This window comes from Mycobacterium gordonae (assembly GCF_002101675.1).
Taxonomy (GTDB): Bacteria; Actinomycetota; Actinomycetes; order Mycobacteriales; family Mycobacteriaceae; genus Mycobacterium; species Mycobacterium gordonae.
The window spans coordinates 28,152-54,795 of the sequence record NZ_LQOY01000108.1; the positions used below are offsets into that span (position 1 = coordinate 28,152).

The 26,644-nt window shown below is 67.0% G+C and carries 20 protein-coding genes, 1 pseudogene and 1 riboswitch; of the genes and pseudogenes, 10 read left to right on the plus strand and 11 right to left on the minus strand.

The window, feature by feature from the left end; genetic code table 11:
* The first annotated feature begins 39 nt into the window (after positions 1–39).
* On the plus strand, positions 40–1,758 hold the full coding sequence (locus AWC08_RS17710) for a DUF3556 domain-containing protein (RefSeq protein ID WP_069433655.1): 1,719 nt from the start codon (positions 40–42) through the stop codon (positions 1,756–1,758).
* 66 nt (positions 1,759–1,824) lie between these two features.
* Here AWC08_RS17710 and metE read toward each other — a convergent pair whose 3' ends face one another.
* The 5 genes from metE to AWC08_RS17735 all read right to left on the minus strand — a co-directional run bounded on the left by metE (position 1,825) and on the right by AWC08_RS17735 (position 8,970).
* A complete protein-coding gene (gene metE, locus AWC08_RS17715) occupies positions 1,825–4,104 on the minus strand; it encodes a 5-methyltetrahydropteroyltriglutamate--homocysteine S-methyltransferase (RefSeq protein ID WP_085088030.1) in 2,280 nt (759 codons plus the stop codon).
* Between the two features lie 138 nt (positions 4,105–4,242).
* Positions 4,243–4,489, minus strand: a riboswitch (cobalamin riboswitch).
* A gap of 19 nt (positions 4,490–4,508) precedes the next feature.
* Positions 4,509–5,156, minus strand: coding sequence for an SDR family oxidoreductase (locus tag AWC08_RS17720; RefSeq protein ID WP_069433654.1), 648 nt, complete (start codon positions 5,154–5,156; stop codon positions 4,509–4,511).
* A 20-nt stretch (positions 5,157–5,176) separates the two neighbouring features.
* Positions 5,177–6,439, minus strand: a complete 1,263-nt coding sequence (locus AWC08_RS17725) for a TetR/AcrR family transcriptional regulator (RefSeq protein ID WP_069433653.1) — start codon at positions 6,437–6,439, stop codon at positions 5,177–5,179.
* A 291-nt stretch (positions 6,440–6,730) separates the two neighbouring features.
* Entirely contained in the window at positions 6,731–7,819 is a 1,089-nt protein-coding gene (locus tag AWC08_RS17730) for an acyl-CoA dehydrogenase family protein (RefSeq protein ID WP_069433652.1), read from the minus strand.
* Positions 7,816–8,970 carry an acyl-CoA dehydrogenase family protein gene (locus AWC08_RS17735; RefSeq protein WP_069433651.1) on the minus strand — a complete coding sequence of 385 codons (1,155 nt, stop codon included), beginning with the start codon at positions 8,968–8,970 and terminating at the stop codon, positions 7,816–7,818. The genes AWC08_RS17730 and AWC08_RS17735 overlap by 4 nt, the downstream gene beginning before the upstream one ends.
* A 197-nt stretch (positions 8,971–9,167) precedes the next feature.
* On the opposite strand from AWC08_RS17735, the pseudogene AWC08_RS17740 reads away from it, so the two are divergent.
* The 4 genes and pseudogenes from AWC08_RS17740 to AWC08_RS17755 form a co-directional block, all read left to right on the plus strand.
* Positions 9,168–9,368: pseudogene (locus AWC08_RS17740) on the plus strand (cytochrome P450); the annotation flags it as partial.
* A 109-nt stretch (positions 9,369–9,477) separates the two neighbouring features.
* On the plus strand, positions 9,478–10,962 hold the full coding sequence (locus AWC08_RS17745) for an aldehyde dehydrogenase family protein (RefSeq protein ID WP_069433650.1): 1,485 nt from the start codon (positions 9,478–9,480) through the stop codon (positions 10,960–10,962).
* Between the two features lie 96 nt (positions 10,963–11,058).
* Complete coding sequence (locus tag AWC08_RS17750; RefSeq protein ID WP_065135150.1) at positions 11,059–11,409, plus strand: YciI family protein; 351 nt, start codon at positions 11,059–11,061, stop codon at positions 11,407–11,409.
* Positions 11,410–11,419: 10 nt separating this feature from the next.
* On the plus strand, positions 11,420–12,739 hold the full coding sequence (locus AWC08_RS17755) for an RNA polymerase sigma factor (protein WP_069433649.1): 1,320 nt from the start codon (positions 11,420–11,422) through the stop codon (positions 12,737–12,739).
* Here the strand turns inward: AWC08_RS17755 and AWC08_RS17760 are convergent.
* Complete coding sequence (locus AWC08_RS17760) at positions 12,705–16,616, minus strand: SpoIIE family protein phosphatase (protein WP_069433658.1); 3,912 nt, start codon at positions 16,614–16,616, stop codon at positions 12,705–12,707. The genes AWC08_RS17755 and AWC08_RS17760 overlap by 35 nt on opposite strands.
* A gap of 331 nt (positions 16,617–16,947) precedes the next feature.
* On the opposite strand from AWC08_RS17760, the gene AWC08_RS17765 reads away from it, so the two are divergent.
* The 3 genes from AWC08_RS17765 (at position 16,948) to AWC08_RS17775 (ending at position 19,628) form a co-directional block, all read left to right on the plus strand.
* On the plus strand, positions 16,948–17,316 hold the full coding sequence (locus tag AWC08_RS17765; protein ID WP_069433648.1) for an STAS domain-containing protein: 369 nt from the start codon (positions 16,948–16,950) through the stop codon (positions 17,314–17,316).
* A 375-nt stretch (positions 17,317–17,691) separates the two neighbouring features.
* Positions 17,692–18,840, plus strand: coding sequence for a thiolase family protein (locus AWC08_RS17770; protein ID WP_065135146.1), 1,149 nt, complete (start codon positions 17,692–17,694; stop codon positions 18,838–18,840).
* Positions 18,837–19,628 (plus strand): crotonase/enoyl-CoA hydratase family protein, encoded by a 792-nt coding sequence (locus AWC08_RS17775; RefSeq protein ID WP_069433647.1) that lies wholly within the window; start codon positions 18,837–18,839, stop codon positions 19,626–19,628. The genes AWC08_RS17770 and AWC08_RS17775 overlap by 4 nt, the downstream gene beginning before the upstream one ends.
* Before the next feature lie 69 nt (positions 19,629–19,697).
* Here AWC08_RS17775 and AWC08_RS17780 read toward each other — a convergent pair whose 3' ends face one another.
* Genes AWC08_RS17780 through AWC08_RS17790 form a run of 3 tightly spaced genes read right to left on the minus strand, consistent with a single transcriptional unit; the run spans position 19,698 to position 22,320 of the window.
* Complete coding sequence (locus tag AWC08_RS17780) at positions 19,698–20,714, minus strand: NAD(P)/FAD-dependent oxidoreductase (RefSeq protein WP_069433646.1); 1,017 nt, start codon at positions 20,712–20,714, stop codon at positions 19,698–19,700.
* On the minus strand, positions 20,711–21,220 hold the full coding sequence (locus AWC08_RS17785; RefSeq protein ID WP_065135143.1) for an isoprenylcysteine carboxyl methyltransferase family protein: 510 nt from the start codon (positions 21,218–21,220) through the stop codon (positions 20,711–20,713). Before AWC08_RS17785 ends, AWC08_RS17780 begins: the two co-directional genes overlap by 4 nt.
* Positions 21,214–22,320, minus strand: a complete 1,107-nt coding sequence (locus tag AWC08_RS17790) for a type III polyketide synthase (RefSeq protein ID WP_372511544.1) — start codon at positions 22,318–22,320, stop codon at positions 21,214–21,216. The genes AWC08_RS17785 and AWC08_RS17790 overlap by 7 nt, the downstream gene beginning before the upstream one ends.
* A 149-nt stretch (positions 22,321–22,469) precedes the next feature.
* Between AWC08_RS17790 and AWC08_RS17795 the strand changes: the two genes are divergently transcribed.
* Together AWC08_RS17795 and AWC08_RS17800 are read left to right on the plus strand one after the other, a co-directional pair.
* Entirely contained in the window at positions 22,470–23,618 is a 1,149-nt protein-coding gene (locus AWC08_RS17795) for an NAD(P)H-binding protein (protein ID WP_069433645.1), read from the plus strand.
* Positions 23,615–24,340, plus strand: a complete 726-nt coding sequence (locus tag AWC08_RS17800; protein ID WP_069433644.1) for a CPBP family intramembrane glutamic endopeptidase — start codon at positions 23,615–23,617, stop codon at positions 24,338–24,340. The genes AWC08_RS17795 and AWC08_RS17800 overlap by 4 nt, the downstream gene beginning before the upstream one ends.
* A gap of 4 nt (positions 24,341–24,344) precedes the next feature.
* On the opposite strand, the gene AWC08_RS17805 is transcribed toward AWC08_RS17800, so the two are convergent.
* Complete coding sequence (locus AWC08_RS17805; RefSeq protein ID WP_065135163.1) at positions 24,345–25,730, minus strand: DUF2867 domain-containing protein; 1,386 nt, start codon at positions 25,728–25,730, stop codon at positions 24,345–24,347.
* 65 nt (positions 25,731–25,795) lie between these two features.
* Positions 25,796–26,608, minus strand: a complete 813-nt coding sequence (locus tag AWC08_RS17810) for an enoyl-CoA hydratase (protein ID WP_065135162.1) — start codon at positions 26,606–26,608, stop codon at positions 25,796–25,798.
* Positions 26,609–26,644: the final 36 nt, after the last annotated feature.

A 26,644-nucleotide genomic window follows, 5' to 3' on the forward strand; every position in this document is an offset into this window, starting at 1 on the left:
CTGGGCAGACGGCTAGAACACGTTCTAATCTGTCAAATTATGGGATTTCTCAAGCCCCAACTGCCCGAGGTCGACATCGCCGAATGGAGCAAGGGCACCCGTAGCGAGAAGATCCGCCCGATGGCCCGGCACTGGGCCGAGGTGGGCTTCGGCACCCCGGTGGTCATGCACCTGTTCTACGTCGTCAAGATCCTGCTCTACATCCTGGTGGCCTGGCTGATTGTGCTGAGCACCAAGGGTATTGACGGGTTCACCAACATCCGGGCGTGGTATGCCGAGCCGATCGTCTTCGAGAAGGTCGTGTTGTACACGATGCTCTTCGAGGTGGTGGGGCTGGGCTGCGGGTTCGGACCGCTCAACAACCGCTTCTTCCCGCCGATGGGCTCGATCCTGTATTGGCTGCGGTTCGGCACCATCCGGCTGCCACCCTGGCCCGACCGCGTCCCGCTGACCTTCGGCACCAAGCGCAAGCCGGTGGACGTCGCGCTCTATGCCCTGCTGCTCTTGCTGCTGGTGACGGCGTTGTTCACCGACGGCACCGGGCCGATACCAGCGCTCGGCACGAAGGTCGGGGTGCTGCCGATGTGGGAGATCGTGGCGATCCTGCTGGTGCTCGGCGCCGCCGGGCTGCGCGACAAGGTGATCTTCCTCGCCGCCCGTGGTGAGGTCTACGGGTCGCTCACCGTGACGTTCCTGTTCGGCGGGGTGGACATGATCGTCGCGGCCAAGCTGGTGTTCCTGGTGATCTGGATGGGCGCGGCGACGTCCAAACTCAACAAGCACTTCCCTTTCGTCATCTCGACGATGATGTCGAACAACCCGCTGTTCCGGCCGCGGTTCATCAAGCGGATGTTCTTCGAGAAGTTCCCCGACGACCTACGGCCTGGCCTGCTGTCCCGGCTGTTCGCTCACGTCAGCACGTTCATCGAGATGTTCGTGCCGTTGGCGCTGTTCTTCTCACACGGCGGGTGGCCGACCACGGTCGCCGCGATCGTGATGGTGTGTTTCCACCTGGGCATCCTCACCGCGATCCCGATGGGTGTGCCGCTGGAGTGGAACGTCTTCATGATCTTCGGCGTCTTCTCGCTGTTCGTCGGCCATGCCCAGTTGGGCATCAGTGACGTCAAACACCTTGCCCCGGTGGCCATTCTGTTCACCGTGCTGGTGGGCACGGTGATCCTGGGTAACATGTTTCCGCGCAAGATCTCGTTCCTACCGGGCATGCGCTACTACGCCGGCAACTGGGACACCACCCTGTGGTGCATGAAGCCGTCGGCGAACGAGAAGATCGCCCGGGGCATCGTCGCGATCGCCAGCATGCCGCAGGCCCAGCTGGAGCGGTTCTACGGCAAGGACCGCGCGCAGATCCCGATGTACCTCGGATATGCGTTCCGCGCCATGAATACTCACGGCCGTGCCCTGTTCACATTGGCGCACCGCGCGATGGCCGGACAGAACGAGGACGACTACGTCATCACCGACGGAGAACGGATCTGCAGTACGGCCATCGGCTGGAATTTCGGGGACGGTCACATGCACAACGAGCAGCTGATCGCCGCGATGCAACGGCGATGCCGGTTCGAACCGGGCGAGGTGCGCGTCGTCCTGCTGGATGCGCAACCGATCCACCGGCAGATCCAGCGCTACCGGTTGGTCGACGCCGCGACCGGTGAATTCGAACACGGCTACGTGCGGGTGGCCGACATGGTGACCCGCCAGCCCTGGGCCGACGACATCCCGGTCGTGGTGGAGGACTGAGGCTGGCGAGCAGACGCAAAGGCCCCTCATTTCGGCACGAAATGGGCGCCTTTGCGTCTGCTCGCGCTACTCGGCCCGCACTTCCTGAGCGGCGGCGACCATGTTGCGCAACGACGCCGTCACCTCGTCGACGTTACGGGTCTTCAGGCCGCAGTCCGGATTGACCCAAAGTCGCTCAGCAGGAACGGCTTTCAGGGCGGCCCGCAACGACGCGGCCATCTCGTCGGTGCTGGGCACCCGGGGCGAGTGGATGTCGTAGACGCCCGGGCCCACGCTGTTGGAGAAGCCGATCGCGTTCAGGTCATCCAGCACCTCCATGTGCGAGCGCGCCGCTTCGATGGACGTGACATCGGCGTCCAGGTCCGCGATCGCGCCGATCACCTCCCCGAACTCCGAATAGCACAGGTGGGTGTGGATCTGGGTCGAGTCGGCGACACCGGAGGTGGCCAGCCGGAAAGAGCCTACGGCCCAACGCAAGTAGTCCTCCTGATCGGCCCGGCGCAGCGGCAGCAACTCCCGCAGGGCCGGCTCGTCGACCTGGATCACCGCGATCCCGGCGGACTGCAGATCCACCGTCTCGTCCCGGATCGCCAGCGCCACCTGGTTGGCAGTGTCGGCCAGCGGCTGGTCGTCGCGGACGAACGACCAGGCCAGAATGGTGACCGGCCCGGTCAGCATGCCCTTCACCGGCTTGTAGGTGAGCGACTGCGCGTAGCTGATCCAGTCGACCGTCATCGGGTGGGTGCGAACCACGTCGCCGAACAGGATCGGGGGACGCACACAGCGGCTGCCGTAGGACTGCACCCAGCCGTTGTGGGTGGCGAAGAATCCCTGTAGTTGCTCGGCGAAGTACTGCACCATGTCGTTGCGTTCGGGTTCACCGTGCACCAGCACGTCGATCCCCAGCTGCTCCTGCAGCGCGATGACGTCCGCGATCTCCTGCTTCATCCGCCGCTCATATTCGGCCTGGTCGATCCCGCCGTTGCGCAGCGCCGCCCGGGCGATGCGGATCGCGGAGGTCTGCGGGTAGGAGCCGATCGTCGTGGTGGGCAGTGCCGGCAACTCGAGGCGCGCCTCCTGGCTGGCGCGACGCCGGGCGGGATCGCCGCGCTGAACGCCGGCCGCGACAATCGATTGGATGCGCGCCCGGACCTGGTCGTTGTGCAGCCGTGGGTCTTTCTTGCGTGAGGCCACCGCGGCGTTGGACGCCTCGATCTCGTCCGCGACCGCGTCGCGTCCCTCGCGCAGCGCGCGGGCCAGCACGACAACTTCGCGCACCTTCTCGGCCCCGAACGCCAGCCAACTGCGCAGGTTGTCGTCCAGATCGGTCTCGGGCTCCAGCGAGTACGGCACGTGCAGGGTGGAGCACGACGTCGAAACAGCGACTGTCCCTGCCGGTCCCAGCAGGGTGGCCAGCTTGCTCAGCGCCGCCTGCAGATCGGTGCGCCAGATATTGCGGCCGTCGACGATGCCGGCCACCAGCGTCTTGCCGGCCAGCTCCGGAACCGCCGCCACCGCGGTGTCGGGGCCGTAGACCAGGTCGACGCCGATCGCCTCGACCGGCGTGCGGGCCAGCCCCGCGAGCGCTGCGCCCGGGTCACCGAAGTAGGTGGCGACGTGAATGGCCGGGCGGTTGGCCACCGCACCGAGCGTGTTGTAGACGGCTTCGGCGAGCGCGGGCGCGTCGGGGGAGATGTCGGTGACCAGCGCCGGCTCGTCGAATTGCACCCACTGCGCCCCGCCGTCGGCGAGCAGAGACAACAACTCCGAATAGATGGGCATCAATTCCTGCAGCCGCTCGATCGGTGGGCCGGCCCCGTCCACCGCCTTGCTGAGCAGCAGGAAGGTAACCGGCCCGATGATCACCGGGCGCGCCGAAATACCTTGTTGCTGAGCCTCTTTCAGCTCCGAGAGCACCTTGTCCGGATGCAGCGAGAATCGGGTCGAGGGCCCGATCTCAGGAACGAGGTAGTGATAGTTGGTGTCGAACCACTTCGTCATCTCCAGCGGGGCGACGTCGTCGTTGCCTCGCGCGGCGGCGAAGTATCGGTCCAGTTCGTCGGAGATCGCGCCCACCCGCGCGGGCAGCGCGCCGAGCAGCGCCGAGGTGTCCAGCATCTGGTCGTAGTAGGAGAACGTGTTGATGGGCACCGAGTCCAACCCGGCGGCGGCCAGTCCTGACCAGGTGTCGTGGCGCAGGCCGGCGGCGACGGACTCCAGGTCTGATCGGCTGGTGCGGCCGGCCCAATATCCCTCGGTTGCCCGCTTGAGTTCACGGCGCGGGCCGATTCGGGGGGAACCGGTGATGGTGGCGGTAAAAGGTTGACGGCTGACGAACTGGGTCACGAGCGGTCCTTCATTTGACGGTATGGTCACCGCCCGCGGACGCGCAGCCGATCAGCCGGGCGGTGCGCTAGAGCCCGCGTACCACCACGACTGGCTGGCCAAACGCCCTTTCCACGAGGCGATGTGCCGCCGGGCGCGGCGCGCCCGGCACAGCTGGCAGGTCTTCGGACTCACAGGCGCGCACCAATGGATGCACCTACTGGCCGTCGCTTCCCAGCCCCAGAGTTCGAGACCAGTGCTTGAAATTTCGATGACGGCGGTCGTTCCTGCATACCGCTGCGGGACAGTCCCGGATTCTCACCGGGTTCCCTCTCGCGAGGCGGGTGTGCCTCGCTCGATGCCGGCGCCGCGGGGGCGTCGGCAGACCAGTTGCGAGGCTAAGGCTACCCTGCTGGGCGCGTCGCCTACCGCACGGGCGCTAACGCGCTCGCGATCGGCACGTCCCCGTTGTTGAAGTCGATGGTGCGGCGGATGGTCGCATTGTCGGCCAGAGCGGCCGCGACGACGGCCGCAACGTCTTCCCGCGACACCTCGCCCTTGGCCTTGCCTACTTCGATGTGTCCGGTGCCCGGGTCGAGGGTGAGCCGGCCCGGGCCGAGCACGGTCCAGTCCAGGTCGCTGGCGCGCAGATGGGCGTCGGCGGCGGCCTTGGCCTCGGCGTAGGGGAAGAACGAATTGTCCTGCGACACACCATGTCCGGGTCCGGAGCCGAAATACGACACCATCACGAACCGCTTGACGCCGGCCTGTGCGGCGGCGTCGATCACGCGGATGGCCGCGTCGCGGTCCACGGCGTAGGTCCGTGCCGGGTTACCCCCACCGGCCCCGGCGGTGAAGACGACCGCGTCGTGCCCCGCCAGCATTTCGGCCAGTGCGTCGGTGTCGAGTTGCTCGATGTCGGCGGTGATCGCCTCGGCTCCGGTGGCCGCAACCTCGTCTGCATGGTCAGGGTTGCGGAATACCGAGCTGACGCGGTCGCCCCGACGAGTCAGGATCCGGGCCAGGTGCAGCGCGACCTTGCCGTGGCCGCCGATAACAACGATGTGCGCCATGAGTTCCTAGGCTACTTGCGCTACTGGACGGCGCGAACCGCGACACCGCGCAGCACGGTGTCACGAGCCAGGATGAGTGATGCGCGGGTGCCCACCGCACGCAAGATGTTCTCCGGTATCCACTGCATGCCGATGATGCTGCGGGCCAGCATGGTGATGCTGGGCGCGTCGATCCGGATCTCCGAGGATCGAATGCCCTCGGACAGCAGCGATTTCATCTGACGCAACCGAGTCGTATACGACCAGCCGGGGTTTGCGGTGTTCGGTGGTGACTGGCGCATCCAGGCAAGCTGGATCCGGAATTCGTCGGAGAACTGGTCCAGCGCATTGACGTTGACCCAACTCAGCGCATCCAGCTTCTCGATCGGGGTCGCCGGCGAGCGCAGCACGTCCACCCAGCCCGCTTCCACCTTGTGACCGAAGGAACGCATGATGGAAGCCAGCAGTTCGTCTTTGGAGCCGATGACGCGATATACGGTGCCCGTTCCCAGCCCCGCTGCCGCGGCGATGTCTCTGATCGTGGTGACCTCATATCCCTTGCGGCCGAACTCCTTTCGGGCCACCGCACGCAGATGGGACGCCTTGTCGCTGGGATCGGCCTCGCTGTCGCCCGCCCAGGACGCGATGACCGCGCCGGCCGCGGCGAACGCCTGCGACCGGTCCAACGCCTCGTCGGTAGGCGGTTGAGATGCCAACCCCTGCAGCATGATCCGGCACATCAATGCGGCCACCTGGTCGGCGGAGGAGTTGTGCCGGATGACGTCGAGACCTACTTGCAGCATGGTCTGGCAAATCCGGTCGGCCAGCGTCGGGAGATCGATATCGGCCTTGATGTAACCGCTCCATCTGGCGGCACGCAGCGTTTGCAGCATCGCCTCCTGTACGGCGACCGGGCGCTGCTGGGTCAGCTTCATCAGTTCGGGATCGGCGCTCGGGCCCTCGTAGAACGACATCTGCAGGGCGGCCCGGTGCCGCACGGCGCACTTGGCGATCGCCGATCCCAGCTCGATGATCTTTTCGGCGGGTGGCCGCTGGTCCGGTTCGTCCAGCTTCGCCTGGGCGCTGTCCCCGATGCGCGCCAGGTCGGCCTGATAGCGGCGGATCAGTTCGACGAGGATCGCCTCTTTGGATTCGAAATGGTGGTACAGGCTGCCCGGGAGAATGCCTGCCGCGTCGGCGATCTCCTGCAGGGAGGTCCGCAGGCCCGACGAGGCGATCAGCGACGCCGCTGTCTCGAGGATCTCGGTCCGGCGGGTCCCCGACGCGGTTGAACTGTCGGTCATGGCCAGCCGGGCGCGGACGACTGCGATGCCGGCAACGTGCGCAAGTCGTCCTCCTGTGAACCAAATCTTTGGTAGAGGCTATCAGACCGGCTGGGGTAAACGTGCTGCTGAGACAGCGTGCGGTGGGTGGGTGAACGTCATCCTCAGCGACGACACCGCGCCGAGCGCAGACGCCGAACACTTCCTCGAAGATCGAGCCCGGGGCGGTGAACGGCTGGGTCGCCGACACCTCCGACAGATGTGCTGCGATGTATGCGGACGATCGCGACCTGCCCGGCAAAATCGACGGAGTCAGGCATCTCGGCCCTTTTCTGCCAGGAGTGCACCGATCTCGGTGAGGTAGCGGTCCGCGCCTCCACCTAAGGCGCTCCAGTTCAGCAGACGCTTGAGATAGAGATGGGCGTCGTGGTCCCAGGTGTAGCCGATACCGCCGAAAATCTGGATCGCCGTATCGCCGACGGTGGCCAACCGCCCGGCGAACGCCTTGGCTCGCGCCGCGGCAAGATGGCGGTCTCCCGGTGAGTCCGCGGCCGCCCACAGTGCATGGATCACCCCGCTGCGAGCCAGCTCGACCGTCTCGAACATGTCGACGCACAGGTGCTGGATCGCCTGAAACGATCCGATGGGCGCCCCGAACTGGTTGCGGGTCTTGGCATAGTCGATGGCTATCTTCATGACGGCGGTGGCGGCGCCCAACGCGTCGGCGGCCGCGGCGATCAGCACGTCGTCAGTGACCGCTTGGACATCTTCGGCCGACACAGTGCCCAGTCGCTGCGCGCTCGCATTGTCCAGCTGAACTTGAAAGTGCTTGCGGGTCTGGTCAATACCGCGCTCGGCCGTCACCGTGACGCCGGGGGCGGCCGCTTCGATCGCGAAAAGTCCGGTGCCATCGGAGACCAGCAGCACGTCGGCGGCCGCCGCGTCGGGCGCGGCCACCGGTGGCGAGCAGACGCTAAAGCCCCCGTTTCGTGCCGAAACGAGGGGCTTTAGCGTCTGCTCGCCCAAGCTCAGCACCGTGACGACGGCGGTGCCGGCGGCGATCCCGGCCAGCATCTCGGCGGCCGGCTGGCCGCCGACCGCCGTCAGCATCCGCGTCGCCGCCACGGCAGTGGACAACCACGGACCTGAGTGCAACGCGGCGCCGAGTTCCTCGGCGACGATGCCGGCCTCGACCATCGTCATGCCCGCGCCGCCGAACTCCGCCGGCACCAACACGCCGGTCGCGCCCAGGTCCGCCAAACCACGCCACACCGCTTCGGTGGTGCCGGTCGGATCGTCGAGCATCGGACGCACATGACCCGAAATCGATGCTCGCTCAGCAAGAAAGCGTCGTACCGTGTCGGCCAGCGCGACCTGTTCGTCGTCCAGTTCGAGGTTCATCGGCGCGGCAACCCCAGCACTCGCTGAGCGGTGATGTTCTTGGTGATCTGGGTGGTGCCACCGGCGATGGTCAGCGATCGCGACGTCAACCGGTAATCACTCCACCGGCCGTGCACGCCACGGGTGCCGAGCACGTCGAACGCCAACGCCGCGAGCTGCTGGCCGATCTCACCCCACACCGTCTTCGCCAGGCTGGCCGACCCGAAGGCCGTCTTCTCCGAGCCACCGTGCAGCGAGGCCGAAATGGACCGCTGACACAGTACCTCGAGATACTTGATGCGGACCGCGATCTCGCCCAGGCGCCGCAGGACCACCGGATCAGTCAGTGCGTCCCCGGCTTCCGCGAGATCGGCGACCAGTTCGTCGAGTCGCAATTCCAATTCCGCGTACAGGCGTGCCGCGCCGGCGCGTTCGTGGCTCAGCGTCGTGGTGGCGACCTGCCAGCCGCCGTTGAGAGGACCGAGCAGCGCGTCTGCCGGAACTCGCACGTCGTGTAGGAACACCTCGGCGAAATCGGTGTCGCCGTTGAGGGTTACCAGTGGACGCGCCTCAATGCCGGGCAGCGTCATGTCCACGATCAGACAGGAGATGCCTTTGTGCTTGGGTGCTTCGGGATCGGTGCGGACATACAACTGGCACCACTTCGCCTTGTGGCCCAACGAGGTCCAGATCTTCTGCCCGGTGACGACGAAGTCGTCGCCGTCGCGCACCGCGCGGGTGCGCAGCGCCGCCAGATCGGATCCCGCATCGGGCTCCGACATGCCCTGGCACCAGATGTCGTCGGCGCGCATCATCCGGCGCAGCAGCGTCGTCTTCTGCGATTCGGTGCCGTACTGCATGATCGCCGGCGCGATGTTATTCATTCCGATGACGTTGAGCGGCAACGGTGCTCGGGCCCGTGTGGTTTCTTCGGTGTAGACGAGTTGTTCCAGCACGGTCGCACCGCGGCCGCCGTACTCGACAGGCCACGAGACCGCCGCCCACCCCGCGTCAGCCATGGTGGCGTTCCACGCCCGCAGCTTGTCGAAGACTGCGTCGTCGCGGCCTGAGGGCCGCCGCGCGTCGATCAGTTCTTCAGTCAGATTGGCCGACAGCCAGGCGCGCAGGTCGGCACGGAACTGCTCCACCTCGGCCGGGTATGAGAAGTCCACGTTTGCGTTCGAACCCCGTATCGCTTCGAGCCTGATTGACTGCGCCTGGACCGGACTTTACGTTGGAACAGATATTTGGTCAATCCAAGTCGCAGCTCGGCCGGAGGTGTGCCCGTGGACGACGACGCTGTGAACGACGACGCTCGGGCCGGCCGGCTGCTGGCCACGCGGCGACCTCGGACCACTCCGGCGGCGGAGAAGCACACCTGGGCTGGGGGTACGGCGTGCATGTCTGCCTGGGCATGCACCTGGCGCGCCTCGAGATGCGGACTGCAGTGAACCTGCTGCTGGACCGGCTGCCGAACCTGCGCCTGGATCCCGACGCCGACGACCCGCACATCCGCGGTCAGGTCTTCCGTTCGCCCACGTCGGTACCCGTGCTCTTCGATGCCCAGTAGGTCCCTGGGTGCTTTCCGGTAAGCCTCACCGTAGAGTTACTGTCTAACGGGTGGCCGTTTCCGTCCCGGCGCTCTCACCAGCGCCTTGTCAAAAGAGAGCTGAACAGATATGGCTGACACTGTAAAGGTCCGGTTCGAGCCGAAGATGATGATCGACGGCAAGCTCGTCGACGGCCAGGCCGGCACGTTCACCAACATCAACCCGGCGACCGAGGAGTCGCTCGGCGAGGTCGCCGACGCCTCCAAGGAGGACATGCACCGGGCCATCGACGCCGCCCGGCGCGCCTTCGACGAGACCGACTGGTCCACCAACCGCGAATTGCGCAAGCGCTGTCTGCTGCAACTGCACGACGCGATCGAGGAGGAGAAGGAGGAGCTGCGTGAGGAGCTGATCCTGGAAGTGGGGTCGCCGCGGGCGATCACCTTCGGCCCCCAGCTGGACGCGCCGCTGGCCGACGGCCTGAAGTACCCGGCCAGGCTCATCGACGCCTATCCCTGGGAAACCGACCTCGGCGACCGGGTGATCAGCCTGACCGGCGCCAACACGTCCATCAGGCAGTGGCGCGAGCCGGTGGGCGTGGTCGGCGCCATCGTGCCGTGGAACTTCCCGTTCGAGGTCACCCTGAACAAGCTCGGTCAAGCACTGGGCACCGGCAACACGGTTGTGCTCAAGCCGGCGCCCAACACTCCGTTCAACGCGACCCGGCTGGGACGGCTGATCACCGAGAAGACCGACATCCCCGCCGGCGTGGTCAACGTCGTCACCGCATCGGACCACTTTGTGGGAGAAGAACTTACGCTGTCGCCGAAGGTGGACCTGATTTCGTTCACCGGCTCGACGGTGGTGGGCAAACGGATCATGGAAAAAGGCGCGGCCACCATGAAGCGGCTGTTCCTCGAGCTGGGCGGCAAGTCGGCCACCATCGTGCTCGAGGACGCCGATTTCGGGCTGGCCTGCGCCATCGGCATCGCGCCGTGCATGCACGCCGGGCAGGGCTGCGCCAACCCGACCCGGATGCTGCTGCCGCGCTCGCGCTATGACGAGGGCGTGGCCATTCTCAAGAGCATCTACGAGAACGTCACCTGCGGGGACCCGCAAGACCCCGGAACCCTATGCGGCCCGGTCATTTCCGAGCGGCAGCGGGACCGCGTCATGGGCTACATCCGCAAGGGTGTCGAAGAAGGCGCCACCGCCCTGGTCGGCGGACCGGACGCGCCTACCGGCTTCGAGAGGGGATTCTTCGTCCGCCCAACCCTTTTCACCGACGTCGACAACTCCATGACCATCGCCCAGGAGGAGATCTTCGGTCCGGTGCTGTCGGTCATCCCCTTCGACGACGAGGAAGACGCCATCCGCATTGCCAACGACAGCGTCTACGGGCTGGCCGGCAATGTCATGTCGGGTTCGCTCGAGCACTCGCTGGCGGTGGCGCGGCGGATCAAGGCCGGCTTCATCGGCGTCAACGGCGGCGCGCCCTACGGTGCCGACGTACCGTTCGGCGGCTACAAGCACAGCGGTGTCGGACGCCAGAACGGCATCGCCGGATTCGACCAGTACACCGAGATCAAGTCGGTGGGCTACCCGGTCGGATAATTTTTTTCCGCGAAGTGTCCTGATCGGTCCCGCGGCATTCGTCCTCTTGGTGAGATCGGGGAAGTGCCCGGATCACGATCGGTACAGGAGGACACCATGCCGCAATACGCCGCGCTCACCTACACCAGGGACGTCGACTGGTCGGCGCCCGAACAGGCCGGCGACATGGCCGAATACATGAAGTTCGGCCAGGACCACGGCGACGCCATCCGCGGCGGCGCCGCGCTGTATCCGACCGGCACCGCGACCACCGTGCGCGTCAGCGGCGCGCGCGGCGGCGACGTCGTCACTAGCGACGGCCCGTACGCCGAGACCAAAGAGGCGTTGACCGGCTTCTACCTGATCGAGGCCGCCGACCTGGACGAGGCCCTGCGCATCGCGGCGGAGATCCCGGCCGCCTGGGACGGCGCCGTCGAAGTGCGTCCGGTGATCGAGTTCGGCGGTTGACCGCCGGTTGATGGACGCCGACGCCGCGCTGGGCGAAACCGTCCGGATGGAGGGCACGCGCATCCTGGCGACCCTCATCCGGACGGTCGGCTCGCTGCCACTCGCCGAAGACGCGGTGCAGGAAGCTGCGTTGCGGGCGTTGCGCGAGTGGCCCCGCACCGGGGTGCCCGAGGAACCACGCGCCTGGCTGACGGTAACCGCGCGCCGGGTCGCGATCGACCTGCTGCGCCGGGAAGGCGCCCGGGCCCAGAAGGAGCGTGCCAGCGTGGAACTTACGGTTCCGGACCTGCCGCCCGACAGCGTGGTGGCCGATGACCGGCTGCGGCTGATCTTCACCTGCTGCCATCCAGCGCTCGCGTTGGAGGCCCAGGTGACTCTGGCGCTGCGTACCCTGTGTGGCCTGTCGTCGGCGCAGATCGCGGCGGTGCTGCTGACCAGTGAAGCGGCGGTTGCCAAGCGTCTCACCCGGACACGGAAAAAGATTGCCACCGCGGCGATCCCGTATCGGGTTCCGGCCGACGAGGAGTTGCCCGCGCGCCTGGCCGCGGTGTGCGCGGTGCTGCACACGTCCTACACGATCGCGCACACCGCGGCCGGCGGCGACCGGTTGATCGACGTCGACGGCACCCGCGAGGCGATGCGGTTGGCGCGCCTGGTGCATGACCTGATGCCCGACGAGCCCTCGCCGATGGCGGTGCTGGCACTGCAGCTGCTGACCGAATCCCGGCGTGCCGCGCGCGTGAACGAGGCAGGGGAACCGATCCCGCTGTCTGACCAGGATCGCTCGTTGTGGGACGCCAGTGCGATTGCCGAAGGGCTTGCGCTGCTTGATGATTCGTTACGCCGCACCGGCGCGGTCGCTGACCCCTATCAGTTGCAGGCGGCGATCGCCGCCGAGCACGCGCGGGCCGCTTCGTACGAGGCGACCGACTGGGCCGAGATCGTGCGACTCTACGACCTGCTCATATCGGTCCGGCCCAGTGCTCCGGTCGCTCTGGCGCGGGCCGTGGCGCTGGCCGAACGAGACGGACCGGCAGCCGGACTGGCGGCACTGGAACCGATTGAGCCCGACCCGCGCTGGCACGCCGTCCGCGGTGAATTGCTCTCTCGCCAGGGCCGATTCGCCGAGGCGGTGGCGGCTACGAGGAGCTCACTTACCGACGCGGTCACCGGGCCCGAGCGCATGTATCGTCAGCGGCGGATCGCCGAATGGCAGGCACGTAGCGGAGTTCAGGAGATCCGCGGCGGCCTCGGTCTGGATGAATCCCGGCACCAGGATGTCGACTCGGCCGCGGTTACGGATCTCCGCGACCGGCGAGATCGCCGGTGACGGCGCTGTCGAAGTGCATCGTGACGCGGGTGCCGGCAGGGGTGCGGTTGGTCTCGACGTGGTCCGAAAGCCGGCTGATGAGCGTCAGTCCGCGGCCGCGTCGGGTACCGCGCAGGCTGGCCGCGGAATCGCCGACCCAGCGACCGGTATCGCTGACGGTGAGAGTAACCGCCTGCTCTCGCAACAAGCCCTCAATCGAGACGGTGTTGCGCTGGTCGCTGTGGCCGCCGTGTTCGACGGCGTTTGTCACGGCCTCTGTTGCCGCCAGCAGGATGTCGAAGTGGCGTTCTTCGGAGAACTCGATGGCGCTGAGCCAGTGCCCGAGTTGTTGGCGCGCGTGCGGAACGTAGACCGGTACGGCGGGGAACGCGGTTGCGAAACTGCGTGCGGTCAAGTGGTTGGGCCGTACCGCGAGGACTACGACATCGTCGCGGTAGCCCGACTTCGGAGCCATCTTGGCCAGCAGGTCGGCGCACAGCGATTCGACCGGAAGGTGCGCGCACTCTGCCGCCACGGAATGTAGGCGGGCGAAGCCGATGTCGAGGTCTTCATGCGGGCGCTCGATGAGACCGTCGGTGTAGAGCAGCAGCGCGCTTCCCGGTGCCAGAACCGCCGTGGCGGTGTGGTCAGTAGAACTGTCTTGGGAATGTCGGCCGGCGGCGATCGGCAGACGCCGGCCGCTGCGCAGGAACTCTGGCTCGCGGTCAGGATGGATCACCAGCGGGAACGGGTGTCCGGCGCAGCTGTAGGCGACCGTGGCGCCACCGCCGCCTGGATCGATGTCGACAATCGCGTAAGCCACTGTCGTGCAGCGCGCGCTCGGGACACTGGCTGCGGCGTACCTGTCCAGCACGTTGAGCACCGCCCCCGGGTCGTCGGCGGTGAGCGCCGAGGCGGCCACTACGGCTCGCAGGTTGCTCATGACGATGGCCGCGTTCAGCCCGTGGCCGACTACATCTCCGACCGACAAGCCGAGGCGGCGTGCGCGATCGATAGGCGTGACCGAGAACCAGTCCCCGCCAACGCCAAGTGCTTCACCGGCGGGCTGGTAGCGGGCCGCGACCACCGCAGCGGTCGAACTGTGGTCCACCTCGAGTAGGTGTTCCTGGAAGTCGATCGCCATGCGATGCTCGTGTGCATTGATGCGGACCCGATCCAGCGCCGCTGAGGTCAGCTGCGCAATTCGCGCGAACATGTCGAGCTCTTCAGTGCCGAATTGCCGCGGCGCGGGCCACAGCAGACTAAGCACCGCCACGGTTCTGCCGGAGGAATCCGGCAGTGGATGCACGACACACGCGCGGATACTGGCTGCGGTGTCGGTCACTCGGTGCTGATAGCGGATGGGAAGATCAAACGTGTCCGGGATGACCATCGGCTCGCCGGTTCGAATAACGTCCACTTCCACCCATGGCGACTCCAGCGCGGCCACGTGGTAGCGGTTGCGCAGTTCGGCTGGTAGCTCACCGTGGTACTCGAACCGAATGTGGTGTTCCTGCTCGACGACTCCGATAGTGACCGCGCCGGCATCGGCGGAGGCAAGCGAAGAATCCAGCACGGCGGCCATGATTCCGGCGACCGAGTCGGTGGCCTGCAGCGCGGCATCCAGTTCCACCAGTTCGGCAGCGAGTCCCTGCTGCGCTTCACGCCGCTGCCGGTCGCGTTCGCGTCTGACCGCAGTCAACCGCGCCCGTAATCGGTCGATGAGATCTTGGGAGCCAAACGGTTTCGGTAGGTAGTCGTCGGCGCCGCCGGCAAAACCTTCCCGGGCGGCGTCCGCGCCCGCCCGGGCGGAGAGCATCAGCACCGGCGTGGCCGCCAGCATCGGATCAGCGCGGATCGCCGCGGCGAGGGCAAAACCGTCCATGCCCGGCATCATGACGTCGGTGACAACGGCGTCCGGACGCCGCTCGCGGCATGCGGCCAGCGCCGACTGACCGTCAGCGACGAGCACGGTGTCATAGTGCTCGGAGAGCACTCGGTCGAGATGGGCCCGCATATCGGCGTTGTCGTCGGCGATCAGCACCAACTGGCGGGGCGCGACCGGCGAGGTCGCGACCGCCGAGTGCTCCACCGGTGAGAGCCACTGGTTCACTTGGGCGACATAGGGATTGGTCTCATCCGGCTTGCCGACATCCGGATGATCACCCGGTTTGTCGAGCGCCCGCGGTAGCCGAATGGTGACCACCGTCCCGTGTCCGACTTCACTGTCGATGTGCACCGTCCCCCCGTGCAGATCGACCAGTCCGCGCACCAGCGAGAGCCCGATGCCGGTTCCTTCAACGCTGCGGCCGGCAACGTTGTTGGCGCGGTAGAAGCGTTCGAAGAGCCGATCCAGGTCCTCCCCGGCAATCCCTACTCCGGTGTCTCGGACCACGACCACACAGTGCGCCGCATCGACGCGCGCTGTCACCGAGATCGACCCTGCCAGTGTGTATTTCACCGCGTTGGAGAGCAGGTTGAGCATGATCGTCTCCCACATGCCCCGATCGAGCTGGGCGGGCGCCGGCTGGCAATCGATCACCAGTTCCAAGTCGGCACGGCTACAGATGTCGGAGAACGACGATGCGATGTCAGCGGTGAGTGCGCCCACGTCGCTGGTCACCAGGTTGGCAGCGGCGCGGCCCGCTTGGAGGCGCGAGAAGTCGAGTAACGAGTCCACCAGGCGCAACAGCCGGGCGGCGTTTCGTCGTGCGATATCCAGGCGATGTGCCCGCAGGCTGTTCGGCTCTGCGTCCGCCAGCTCGTCGTCGAGGGGCCCCAGCAGCAACGTCAGCGGTGTGCGGAACTCGTGGCTGATGTTCGTCAGGAACACCGTTTTCGCCTCATCCAGCTCGGCAAGCGCCTCCGCGCGCTGGCACTGCAGCTCGTAGGAGGCCGCTGCGGCAAACGCCGAGGAAAGCTGGTCGGCGAGCAGATGGAAAAAGCCGCGGTATTGGTGATCGAGCCGGCAGCCGGGGTTGATTCCCACCACCAGCGCTCCGGTGGTCGAGCCCACTCCCACCGGCAGAACCATCGCCTGCTCCGGGCAGCGGTCGCCAAGGGCAGCGGGCAGGCCGGGGATCGCCAGCCCGACGGCCTCGACGATACGGCTCTCGGCCCGCGATGCCGGGGACCACTGGGTCAGCTCCGCTAGGGAGTGCGGCAATACCGGCAGCGCCGACGCCGTGGCTCCGCGCAGGGTGAGCGCGTCAGCCTTCTCGTCGGCGACGTAGACGGCAACGAAGGGCAGATCCGGAATGGCCGAGCTGTTGCTGCACACGTCGACCGCCGCGCTGATAGCGCCGTCAATGCTGTGGACCTCCATGACAGCCGACGCCACGCTGTTGAGCAAATGCAGCCGGCGTTCGCCCATCACCCGCTCGGTGGTTTCGGTCAGAATCGAGACGCTGCCGCTGAAATGGCCGCGGGCATCGATGAGGGGACTCACCGTGAAAGTGAAATAGCGGTCGAATCGGTGGCCACCGGACACCATGGGCACAAGCAGATCCTCGCGCCAGGTGGTCTCACCGGTTGTCACGGCGGTGTCGAACATGGGGCCGATCGTGTCCCAGATGTCCCACCACGCCTCGCTGCCGCGCCGCCCCAGGGCCGCGGGATGCCTGTCAGCGGCCACCACCCGGTAGGCGTCGTTATAAAGCAGGAACATGTCCTGCGGATTCAGCCACAGCGACGTGGGAAACCTGGACGTCAGCGCCTCGGCCACGGCAAAACGGTGCTCGGCCGGCCATCGGTCAAGCGGCCCGAGGGGGTGCGACGCCCAATCGAATTCGGCTATGCGTCGGCCCATTTCGCCGCCCAGCGCGGCCGCGCAAGCGAGGTCCTCGGGTATCTGCCTCGTCAGGCCTGGGCCGTCCTGGGGCTGGTCGAGCTCGGTCATGTCACCAGGGACAACGTTGCCGTCGAACGGTTCGCGAATTTGTGCATCGTCGCGCGGAAGGGGTTGGTGCCACAGTTGCCATCGCCACTTTGCCGGAACCGCCATCACAGGGAACGTCGCGGTGTCACCGCTTTCTCGTGGACGAGCGTACCCCGCCAGCTGCCCGTGAATCCCCGATGAGCGGTGTACTTCCGGACGGCTGGGGCCGCCGGAGCCGTGGGCATGTTTTGCAGACGATGTGAAGCATGTCAGCACCAGTGGCGCATACGGCCTTCGGCCGAGTTAATCTGATTTGCCTATTAATGCCGTTGCGAGTCGCGGGGTAGTCACAATGAATCTGCTCACGGTGGACCATCAAGTGCAGCCTGAAGCGGTAGTCGTGCGTGCGGTAGGCGAAGTTGACGTATCCACTGTCGACGAAATGGTCCGCCACCTGATCGCCGGCGCCGATGCTGCCTCCGCCCACCCCGCTGCACTTCTCATCGCCGACCTGTCCGCGGTGACCTTTCTCGCCAGCGCCGGATTGCAGGCACTACTTGACTGCCAGAAAAAGTGCCAGTCTGTCGGCGCGACGCTACATGTGGTGGCGAACCAACCGGCTGTCGTGCGTCCCCTCAAGCTCACCGGCCTTGATCGAGCCTTCCGGGTCTACGCCGCTTTCAGCGACGCGCTGCCGGCTGTCGAACAGGAATCCGGTTAGCCGGATTCGCTCGCTGCGCCGAGTCGGTGCCGTCATCATGCCTTTTGACGACGAAGTGGACGCGGCGTGAAATATGGCGTCCCGAATTACCGATAGGCGGTTTGCTGGCGGAAGAAAAGCGCTCTCAAATACCCGAATTTCGGGCGGACTCGACGCCGGTGCGGGCGTCCGCTGTTAGCGGGGCCGTCGTGGTAGGCGCCACCGTGATGGCCCAGGACGGGAGTTCAGCGGCAGGAGTAGCGGCAACCCCGTTCTGAGGCCGGAACGGCGCCGGCCGACGGGCCCTTCCGCACCCGCCGCCCGCCCAACCAACCGCATGGTTGACAATTGGTACTGAGCACGGTCGTAGTACTCATTGTCAAAGGAGACATTCTCATGGCTGAAGCAGTCATCGTCGAGGCAGTTCGTTCCCCCATCGGCAAGCGCAACGGAGGACTGTCCGGGGTGCACCCGGCCGAGCTGTCTGCGCAGGTCCTCAACGGTTTGGTGACCAAAGCCGGCATCGACCCCGAACTCGTCGACGACGTCATCTGGGGTTGCGTGATGCAGGCGGGTGAGCAGGCCCTCGACATCGGCCGCACTGCCCTGCTGACCGCCGGCTGGCCCGAGACGGTGCCCGGCGTGACCGTCGACCGCCAGTGCGGGTCGAGCCAGCAGTCCGTGCACTTCGCCGCGGCCGGCGTGGTGGCCGGTCACTACGACGTGGTGGTCGCCGGCGGTGTCGAGTCGATGTCACGGACCCCGATGGGCGCGTCCCTGGCCAACGGTGGGCGGCCGTACCCGGAGGGCTTCCTGGGCCGCTACGAAGGCAAGATCCCCAACCAGGGCATCGGCGCGGAGATGATCGCCGAGCAGTGGGGCTTCTCCCGCCTCGACCTCGACCAGTTCTCGCTGGACTCTCACGAAAAGGCCGCTGCCGCACAGGATGCCGGCGCGTTTGACGACCAGATCGTGGGCATCAAGGATGCCGACGGCAACGTGCTGCTCAAGGACGAGGGCATCCGCCGCGGCACCCCGATGGAGAAGATGGCCTCGCTGAAGCCGGCGTTCAAAGAGGACGGCGTGATTCACGCGGGCAACTCCTCGCAGATTTCCGATGGTTCGGCCGCGCTGCTGTTCATGTCGGCCGAGAAGGCCAAGGAACTGGGCATGAAGCCGATCGCCAAGGTGCACACGGCGACCCTGGCCGGCGCCGACCCGGTGATCATGCTGACCGCGCCCATCCCGGCCACGCAGAAGGTGCTCAAGCGCTCCGGGCTGTCCATCGGCGACATCGGCGCTTATGAGGTCAACGAGGCGTTCGCGCCGGTTCCGCTGGCCTGGCTGAAAGACATCGGCGCCGACGAGAGCAAGCTGAACCCCAACGGTGGGGCGATCGCGCTGGGCCACCCGCTCGGCGGATCCGGCGCCCGCATCATGACCACGCTGCTGTATCACATGCGGGACAAGGGAATTCGCTATGGCCTGCAGACCATGTGTGAGGGTGGCGGCCAGGCCAACGCGACCATCCTGGAGCTGCTGTGACGGACGTGCCCGGCGCTCTGGTTGAGCGCCGCGGCAACGTCATGATCATCACCATCAACCGCCCGGAGGCCCGCAACGCGGTCAACGGCGCGGTCAGCATCGGGGTCGGGGACGCGCTGGAGGAAGCCCAGCACGACCCCGACGTGCGGGCAGTGGTGATCACCGGCGCGGGCGACAAGTCGTTCTGCGCTGGCGCCGACCTCAAGGCGATCTCGCGGCGGGAAAACATCTACCACCCGGATCGTCCGGAGTGGGGCTTCGCCGGTTACGTGCACCACTTCATCGACAAGCCCACCATCGCCGCGGTCAACGGGACCGCCCTCGGGGGCGGCACCGAGCTGGCGTTGGCCAGCGACCTGGTGGTGGCCGACGAGCGCGCCCAGTTCGGGCTGCCCGAGGTCAAGCGCGGGCTGATCGCAGCCGCCGGCGGCGTGTTCCGGATCATGGACCAGCTGCCGCACAAGGTCGCGATGGAGTTGCTGCTGACCGGTGAACCGCTGACCGCGTCGGACGCCTACGAGTGGGGGCTGATCAATCAGGTGGTCACGAAAGGTGCGGTGCTGGATGCCGCCCTGACTCTGGCCGCGCGGGTGACCAGCAATGCGCCGCTGTCGGTGCAGGCCAGCAAGCGCATCGCCTACGGCGTCGACGAGGGTGTGATCACCGCCGAGGAAGTGGGCTGGGACCGCACCATGCGCGAGATGCGGTCGCTGATCAGGTCCGAGGACGCCAGGGAAGGTCCACTGGCCTTCGCCGAAAAGCGCGAGCCGGTCTGGAAGGCGCGTTAGCCCGGCGAGCAGACGCAAAGACCCCGTGGAGCGCACGCTCCCGGGGGCTTTTGCGTCTGCTCGCCAGGGTTATGAAGCCAGCACGTTGACGCCCCACTGGAACAGGGGCGGCAAGGCGCTGCAGGCGGGCACGATGGCGCGACGCACCGCGCGCGGGGTGCTGGCCAGTACCAGACCCCGGGTGAGCAGCCGGTAATCGCGGGTCACCTTGTGCCACGCGCGCTCGTAGGCCTGCGGGGTGTCGTCGGCGAGCGCGCCGACCGCGGCGGCGGCCTGTTTGACCGCCAGGCTGATGCCTTCACCGGTCAGCGCGTCCTCGTAGCCGGCGGCATCGCCGACCAGCAGCACCCGGCCGGCCACCCGTCGTGACACCACTTGCCGCAGCGGGCCGCAACCGCGCGCCGCTGTCCGGTCAGCGCCGTCCAAATGCTTTGCCAGCCAAGGGAACCAGTCCAGTTCGGGGCGCTGGCGGGACAGGATCGCCACGCCCACCAGATCGGGTTCCACCGGGGTCACATATGCCTCGCCCCAACGCGACCAATGCACTTCGACGAACTCCGACCAGGCCGGCACCCGGTAGTGCCAGCGCAATCCGTGGCGACGCGGGGTGCCGCGGGTCGCGGCGATCCTGACCGCGCGGCGCACGGCCGAATGCAGTCCGTCGGCGCCCACCAGCCATCTCGTCCGGACGCCTGCCGCGGACACCCCGTGTGCGTCTTGCTCGACGGTGCTCACCTTCGTCCGAATCCATTCCGTATCAACCGCTTTGGCCCGCGCCTCGAGCGCCGCGTGCAAGGTGGTGCGCCGTACTCCACGGCCCGGGCCTGTTCTGAACAACGCCTCGGCCCGGCGATGCTCACTGGCGTAAGCGATTCCGCGAAACGGCATACCGGCCGGGTCGACACCGAGGGATGTCAGCTCGGCGAGCCCGCCGGGCATCAGTCCCTCCCCGCAAGCCTTGTCGATAGGACCTTCGCGTGGCTCGGCCAAGAGAACCGAAAGTCCTTGCCGTCGTGCATGTAATGCGGTGGCCAGACCGCCGGGCCCGCCCCCGACGATCAGCAGGTCGGCGTCGTAATCGGTCATGCGTAACCCAGCACCGAGTTCTCGACCCGCAACCGGACCGACAGCAAGGCGGCATTGGCCAGGGTGAAGATAACCGCGGTCAGCCAGGCGGTGTGCACCATCGGCAGGGCGACGCCTTCGACCACCACCGCAACATAATTCGGGTGATGCATGAACCGGTAGGGGCCCTTCTGCACCAGCGGCTGGTGCGGCAGCACGATCACCCGGGTATTCCACCGCTTGCCCAGCGAGGTGATGCACCACCAGCGCAAACCCTGGCACAGCGCCAGCACCACCACCATCGACCACCCCAGCCACGGGATGAACGGACGGTGCAGTGCCCACGGTTCAACCAGGCAGCCGACCAGCAGGGCGGTGTGCAGGATGACCATCACCACGTAGTGCGGCCGGCCGAATTCCTTGCCGCCCTGGGCAAATGACCATTTCGCGTTGCGGCGCGACACCACCAGCTCGGCCAGGCGTTCCAGCACGACCGCCGAGATCAGCAGGTAATAGGGTCCTACCATCGCAGCAGCACCAATTCCGAGCAGAACGCCGGCCCCATCGCGATCATCAGCCCGACCGAACCGGCCGACGGGGGATCGGCCAGGTTAGCGGCCAGCACGTCGAGCACCGACACCGAAGACAGATTGCCATTGTCCCGCAACGACTTCCGCGTATGATCGAGCGCATCGCCGGGCAAACCCAGACCCTTTTCCACCGCTTCGATCACCCGGGGCCCGCCCGGGTGGCAGATCCAAGTGGAGACGTCCTCCGGGGTCAACCCGTGGTCGGCCAGGAAGGTACGCACGTCATCGCCCAGATACTTCTCAACCACCGTCGCCACGTCGGCCGAGAGCATGATCCGGAATCTGTCACTGCCGATGTGCCAGCCCATCACCTCTTCGGTGTCGGGGTAGATGCGGCTGCGGGTGGCCAGCACCTTCGGGCCTGGAGTGTCGCGGCGCGCCCCGGTGGCCACGACGGCGGCCGCGCCGTCACCGAAGAGACTGGAAGCGACGAGATTGGCCACGGAACTATCTTCGCGCTGAATGGTCAGGGAACATAACTCGACCGCCAGCAGCACGCCCACCTGCTCCGGAAAGGCTCGCAGATAGTCGTGCATCCGCGCCACGCCGGCCGCGCCCGCGACGCAGCCCAGGCCGAACAACGGGACTCGTTTGACGTCCTGGCGCAGCCCCACCCGTTTGGCCAGGCGCGCCTCCAGCGTCGGCACCGCCAGACCGGTGACCGTCGTCGAGAAGACGATGTCGACCTCCGATGGATGCACCGTCGCCTTGTCCAACGCTCGCAGCAGCGCATGTTCGGCCAGGTCCAGCGCGACCCCGATGAAAGCGTCGTTGGCCTCGCTGAAGCCGCTCAGGTCGGCATAGCGCGCCAGCGGCAGCGCGGTGTGGCGTGATTCGACGCCGCTACTCAACGCGAAACGCCGGAATTCCGGTCCGGCGAAGTCGGTGAGCGCGGCGATGGTGTCTTGTTGGCTGTTGAGGTGCCGCGGAAACTGCACGGCTACCCCGCACACCGACGGCGTGTTCTCGGCAACTGGCGTCCGCGTACCGGGACGTGCCGAATCTCCCCCTGAAGTGATGTTCATATAGCCGGTCACGGTGCCGCCGCCGCGAGGGTTCACCACGGCGTTGACCTGCACCGATTTGCCGACGCCTGGTTGGGGGTACCTGACTGGGGACAGTTGCGTTGCAACGTGGGGCTTTTGGCCCTTTCAACGGCCCTGAACTCGACAGTTAGGTTGAAAATATGCGGATTCTGGTGACAGGCGCCACTGGCTATGTGGGGTCACGCCTGGTCACGGCGCTGCTGGCGGACGACCACGAGGTGGTGGCTGCCAGCCGAAACCCCGGCAGCCTCAAGCGCTTTGGGTGGTCGGACGAGGTCAAGGCGGTCCAGCTGGACGCGTCGGATTCCGCGTCGGCGCGGGCGGCCTTCGAGGCGGCCGGCCCGGTCGAGGTGGTCTATTACCTGGTGCACGGGATCGGGCAGGCCAACTTCCGCGAAGCCGACAACGCCGCGGCCGCCAACGTCGCCGCCGCGGCCCGCGACGCCGGCGTGCGCCGCATCGTCTACCTGGGCGGGTTCGTGCCCGACGACGAGGCCCTGTCCGAACACCTGACCAGCCGCGCCGAAGTCGCGGAGTCCCTGATGGTGGACAACGGTCCAGAGCTGGTGTGGCTGGGGGCGGCGCTGATCATCGGAGCCGGATCGACGTCGTTCGAGATCCTGCGCTACGTCGGCGACCGGTTCCCGGTCATGCCGATGCCGAGCTGGATGCACAATCCCCTGGACCCGATCTCCATCCGCGACGTCCTGCACTACCTGGTGGCCGCCGCCGACCCCGACCTGGTTCCGGCCGGCGCTTACGACATCAGCGGTCCGGAGTCCACCTCGTACCGCGACCTGCTCAAGCGGTATGCCCGCATCTCCGGACGGTGGCACGCCGCATGTCGCGTCCCCGGCATCGACACCTCGATGGCGTCGCTGTTCGCCGCGATCGCCCTCCCGGTGCCCAGGGGGCTGGCCGGGGACCTGGTGGAATCGCTGGACCATCCCATGCGAGCATCGGGCGCCGGCCTGCAGAACACGGTGCCCGACCCGCCTGGAGGTTTGCTGGGCATCGACGAGGCGATTTCGCTGGCCTTGTCCGGCCACACCGAGCACCCGCCCCGCCCGGTCAGCGCACTCGCCGACCCGCACCACCTCGCCGACACCGACCCGATATGGGCGGGCGGCGACGCGTTGCGCATCCGGCGGCTTGCCCGCACCGTCACGCCGCCCATCGTGCGGCCCACCCTGCGACTGGTTAACATCGTCCCCGGCCCCCTTGCCGGTGCGTTGCGTACCAGCCTGGACATCCTGCTAACGCTCACCCCGAGGATCCGCACGGCATGACCCAAACTGAGACCCCCAACCGCACCAGCGCTTTGCAAGAGATTCGCCGCGCGATGGTCAACGTCGCCGTGCCGCATCACGAACCGCCCGGCGTGGTGTTGCGCCGGCGCATCGTCGTCGCGATCACGCTGGTGCTCGGCGCGGCGATCTTGGGGATCTCGCTGCGAACCCGGCCCGGTGAGGCCAGCTTCTACTGGCTGACGCTGGCGCTGGCGGCGGTGTGGTTGCTCGGTGCGTTCGCATCCGGACCACTGCATCTGGGTGGGGTCTGCTGGCGCGGCCGCAACCAGCGCCCCGTCATCACCGGCACCACGATCGGTCTGATCCTCGGCGGCATCTTCGTGGTCGGAGGGCTGATCGTCCGGGAGATTCAGCCCATCGACGCGTGGATCACCCGCGTGCTGCAGTACGCACACCAGGGGCCGTTCCTGCTGATCGTGCTGATCACGGTGGTCAATGGGGTCACCGAAGAGGTGTTCTTCCGCGGCGCGCTCTACACCGCGCTGGGCCGGCACCATCCGGTGGTCATCTCGACCGTGTTGTATGTCGCCGCGACCATGGCCAGCGGAAACCCGATGCTCGGGTTCGCCGGAGTGATCCTGGGGACCGTGAACGCGTTGTCACGGCGCGCCACCGGCGGCGTGCTCGCTCCGATGCTGACCCACTTCGTGTGGGGTCTAATCATGGTGCTGGCGCTGCCGCCGATGTTCGGCGTCTTATAGGCCATTAGAGGCCGGCGCCGACCTCGCGCGCCAGCCTGCGAAGCTCGGCGAGGTGCAGCGGCCGGAACAGGAACCAGTACAACCGGCCCGGGATGCCGCGGGGGTAGAAGATCGCCCGCTGCCGGTACTCGGTGGCACCGTCGGGACACGGCGTCGTTGTCACCTCCAGCCACGCCTGCCCAGGGGCGCGCACCTCGGCCCGCAGCTTCAATTCGGTGCCCGAGTCGCTGTCCGCCACGCTCCACCGGGTGGCGGAGTGGCGCCGTCGCGGCGCCAGCGGGAACGAATACCACCGGCCTCGGTTCACGGCGTGCTCCGCCGCCTTCCGCAGGGCATCGGGCGCGGCGGAAGTGACGGCCTTCTGCACATCGTCGAAGATGATCTCGCCAGCCCAGTCGGGGTCGCTGGGCAGCAATTCGGCGGGTTCGGAGTCCAGCGAGTCCCAGGTCGGATCGGGCAAGCCGGCGAACGCGCGGTTGAGTGCCACGGCGACGGCGCGACGGTAGCCGGTCAGCCCGCCTGGCGGCGGCGCGATGATTGAATCGATGTCGGAGTTGTGCATCACCGCGTCGCACTCCAGCGACTCGATCAGGGGGCGCGCCAAACCCGGCGGGATCGGCGTCACGGTGCCCACCCACAGACTCGCAATCGTCGGGGTCAAAAACGGCAGCACGATCAGGTAGCGCTTGTGCAGGCGCGCCACCTCGGCGTAGATCCGCATCATGTCGCCGTACTCCAGCACGTCTGGGCCGCCGATATCCCAGGTGCGCGACGACGGCACCGGCACCGTCGCGGCCGCGACGAGGTAGTACAGCACGTCGCGCACCGCGATCGGCTGGATCTTGTTGTGCACCCACTTCGGGGTGGTCATCACCGGCAGCCGGTCGGTCAGGTGCCGGATCATCTCGAACGACGCACTCCCGGAGCCGACGACCACGCCGGCCTGCAGCACCACCGTCTCGATCCCGGAATCGATCAGGTGATCGCCGACAGCCTTGCGCGAGCGCAGATGCGGGGAAAGTTCTTTGTCCTCTGGATGCAGACCGCTCAGGTACACGATGCGCCGCACCCCGGCCCGGCGCGCGGCCGTCACGACGTTGCGCACCGCGCGCTCCTCCTCGGCGGCGAAATCCTTTGCGCCGCCGCCCATGGAGTGCACCAGGTAGTAGACGACGTCAATCCCGTCGAACGCCTCGATCAGCGAGTCGACGTCACCGAGATCACCGCGCGCCACCTCGACGTCCGGGCGCCACGGCACGCCGTCCAACTTGGCAGGGGTGCGCGCCAGGGCGCGCACGCGATGCCCCTCGTCCAACAGGCGCGGCACCAGACGCGCGCCGATGTAACCGGTCGCCCCGGTCACCAAGCAATGAATCGGTTCAGCCGCCACAGCACCCCGTTCGTCCACGTTGACCCATTATTCGGAATAGACGCAGAAACGGATTGGTAATCCTGTCAGGAGTCGGTGAAATTGGGCGAGCGGCGTTCCTGGAACGCTCTGGTGCCCTCTTTGAAGTCGGGCGCCTGCAACAGACCGCGTTGCCCGTCGAATTCGCGCTCCAGCGTGGGACTGAGTTCGGTGAGCGTGGCCGCGTTGATGGCAGCCTTGGTTTTCGCGAACGCCACCGCGGGGCCGGTCAGCAATCGTGCAACCACCTTGTCCACTTCGGCGTGGAAGTCGTCGGCGGGGTAGACCGCGCTCACCAGACCCCACGACAGCGCCTCGGTGGCCGTGAGCCGCTCGGGCAGCAGGGCCATCCGCATGGCCCGGATCCGGCCGACCGCCGCGGCGACCAGAGCCGACGCACCGCCGTCGGGCATCAAGCCGATCTTGGTGAACGCCAGCATGAAAAATGCTTTGTCCGAAGCCAATACGACATCGCAGGCCAGCGCGATGGATACACCGACGCCGGCCGCGGGGCCCTGCACGACAGCAACAACCGGGCGCGGCAGCTCGGTGATCGCCCGGACCAGCCGGTTGATCTCCAGGATGATCTGGTCCGGCGGCACTCCGCCGCCACTGGACATGTCATCGGCGCTGATGCCGGCTCCGGAACTGAATCCGCGCCCGGCGCCACCGAGTCGCACCACCCGGATGGCCGGGTCCTTGGCGGCGGCTTCCATCGCGTCGGCGAGACCGGTGATGACCGGGATGATCAGCGAGTTGAGGCTGTCGGGTCGGTTGATCGTCAGCGAGAGCACGCCGTCGGTCAGTTCGACGTCGAGGCCCGGGACGGGGGCGAGAGCGGCAATTCCGGATTCGGACACGCGATTCACATTAGGGGAACGGGGTCTGCGAAGATG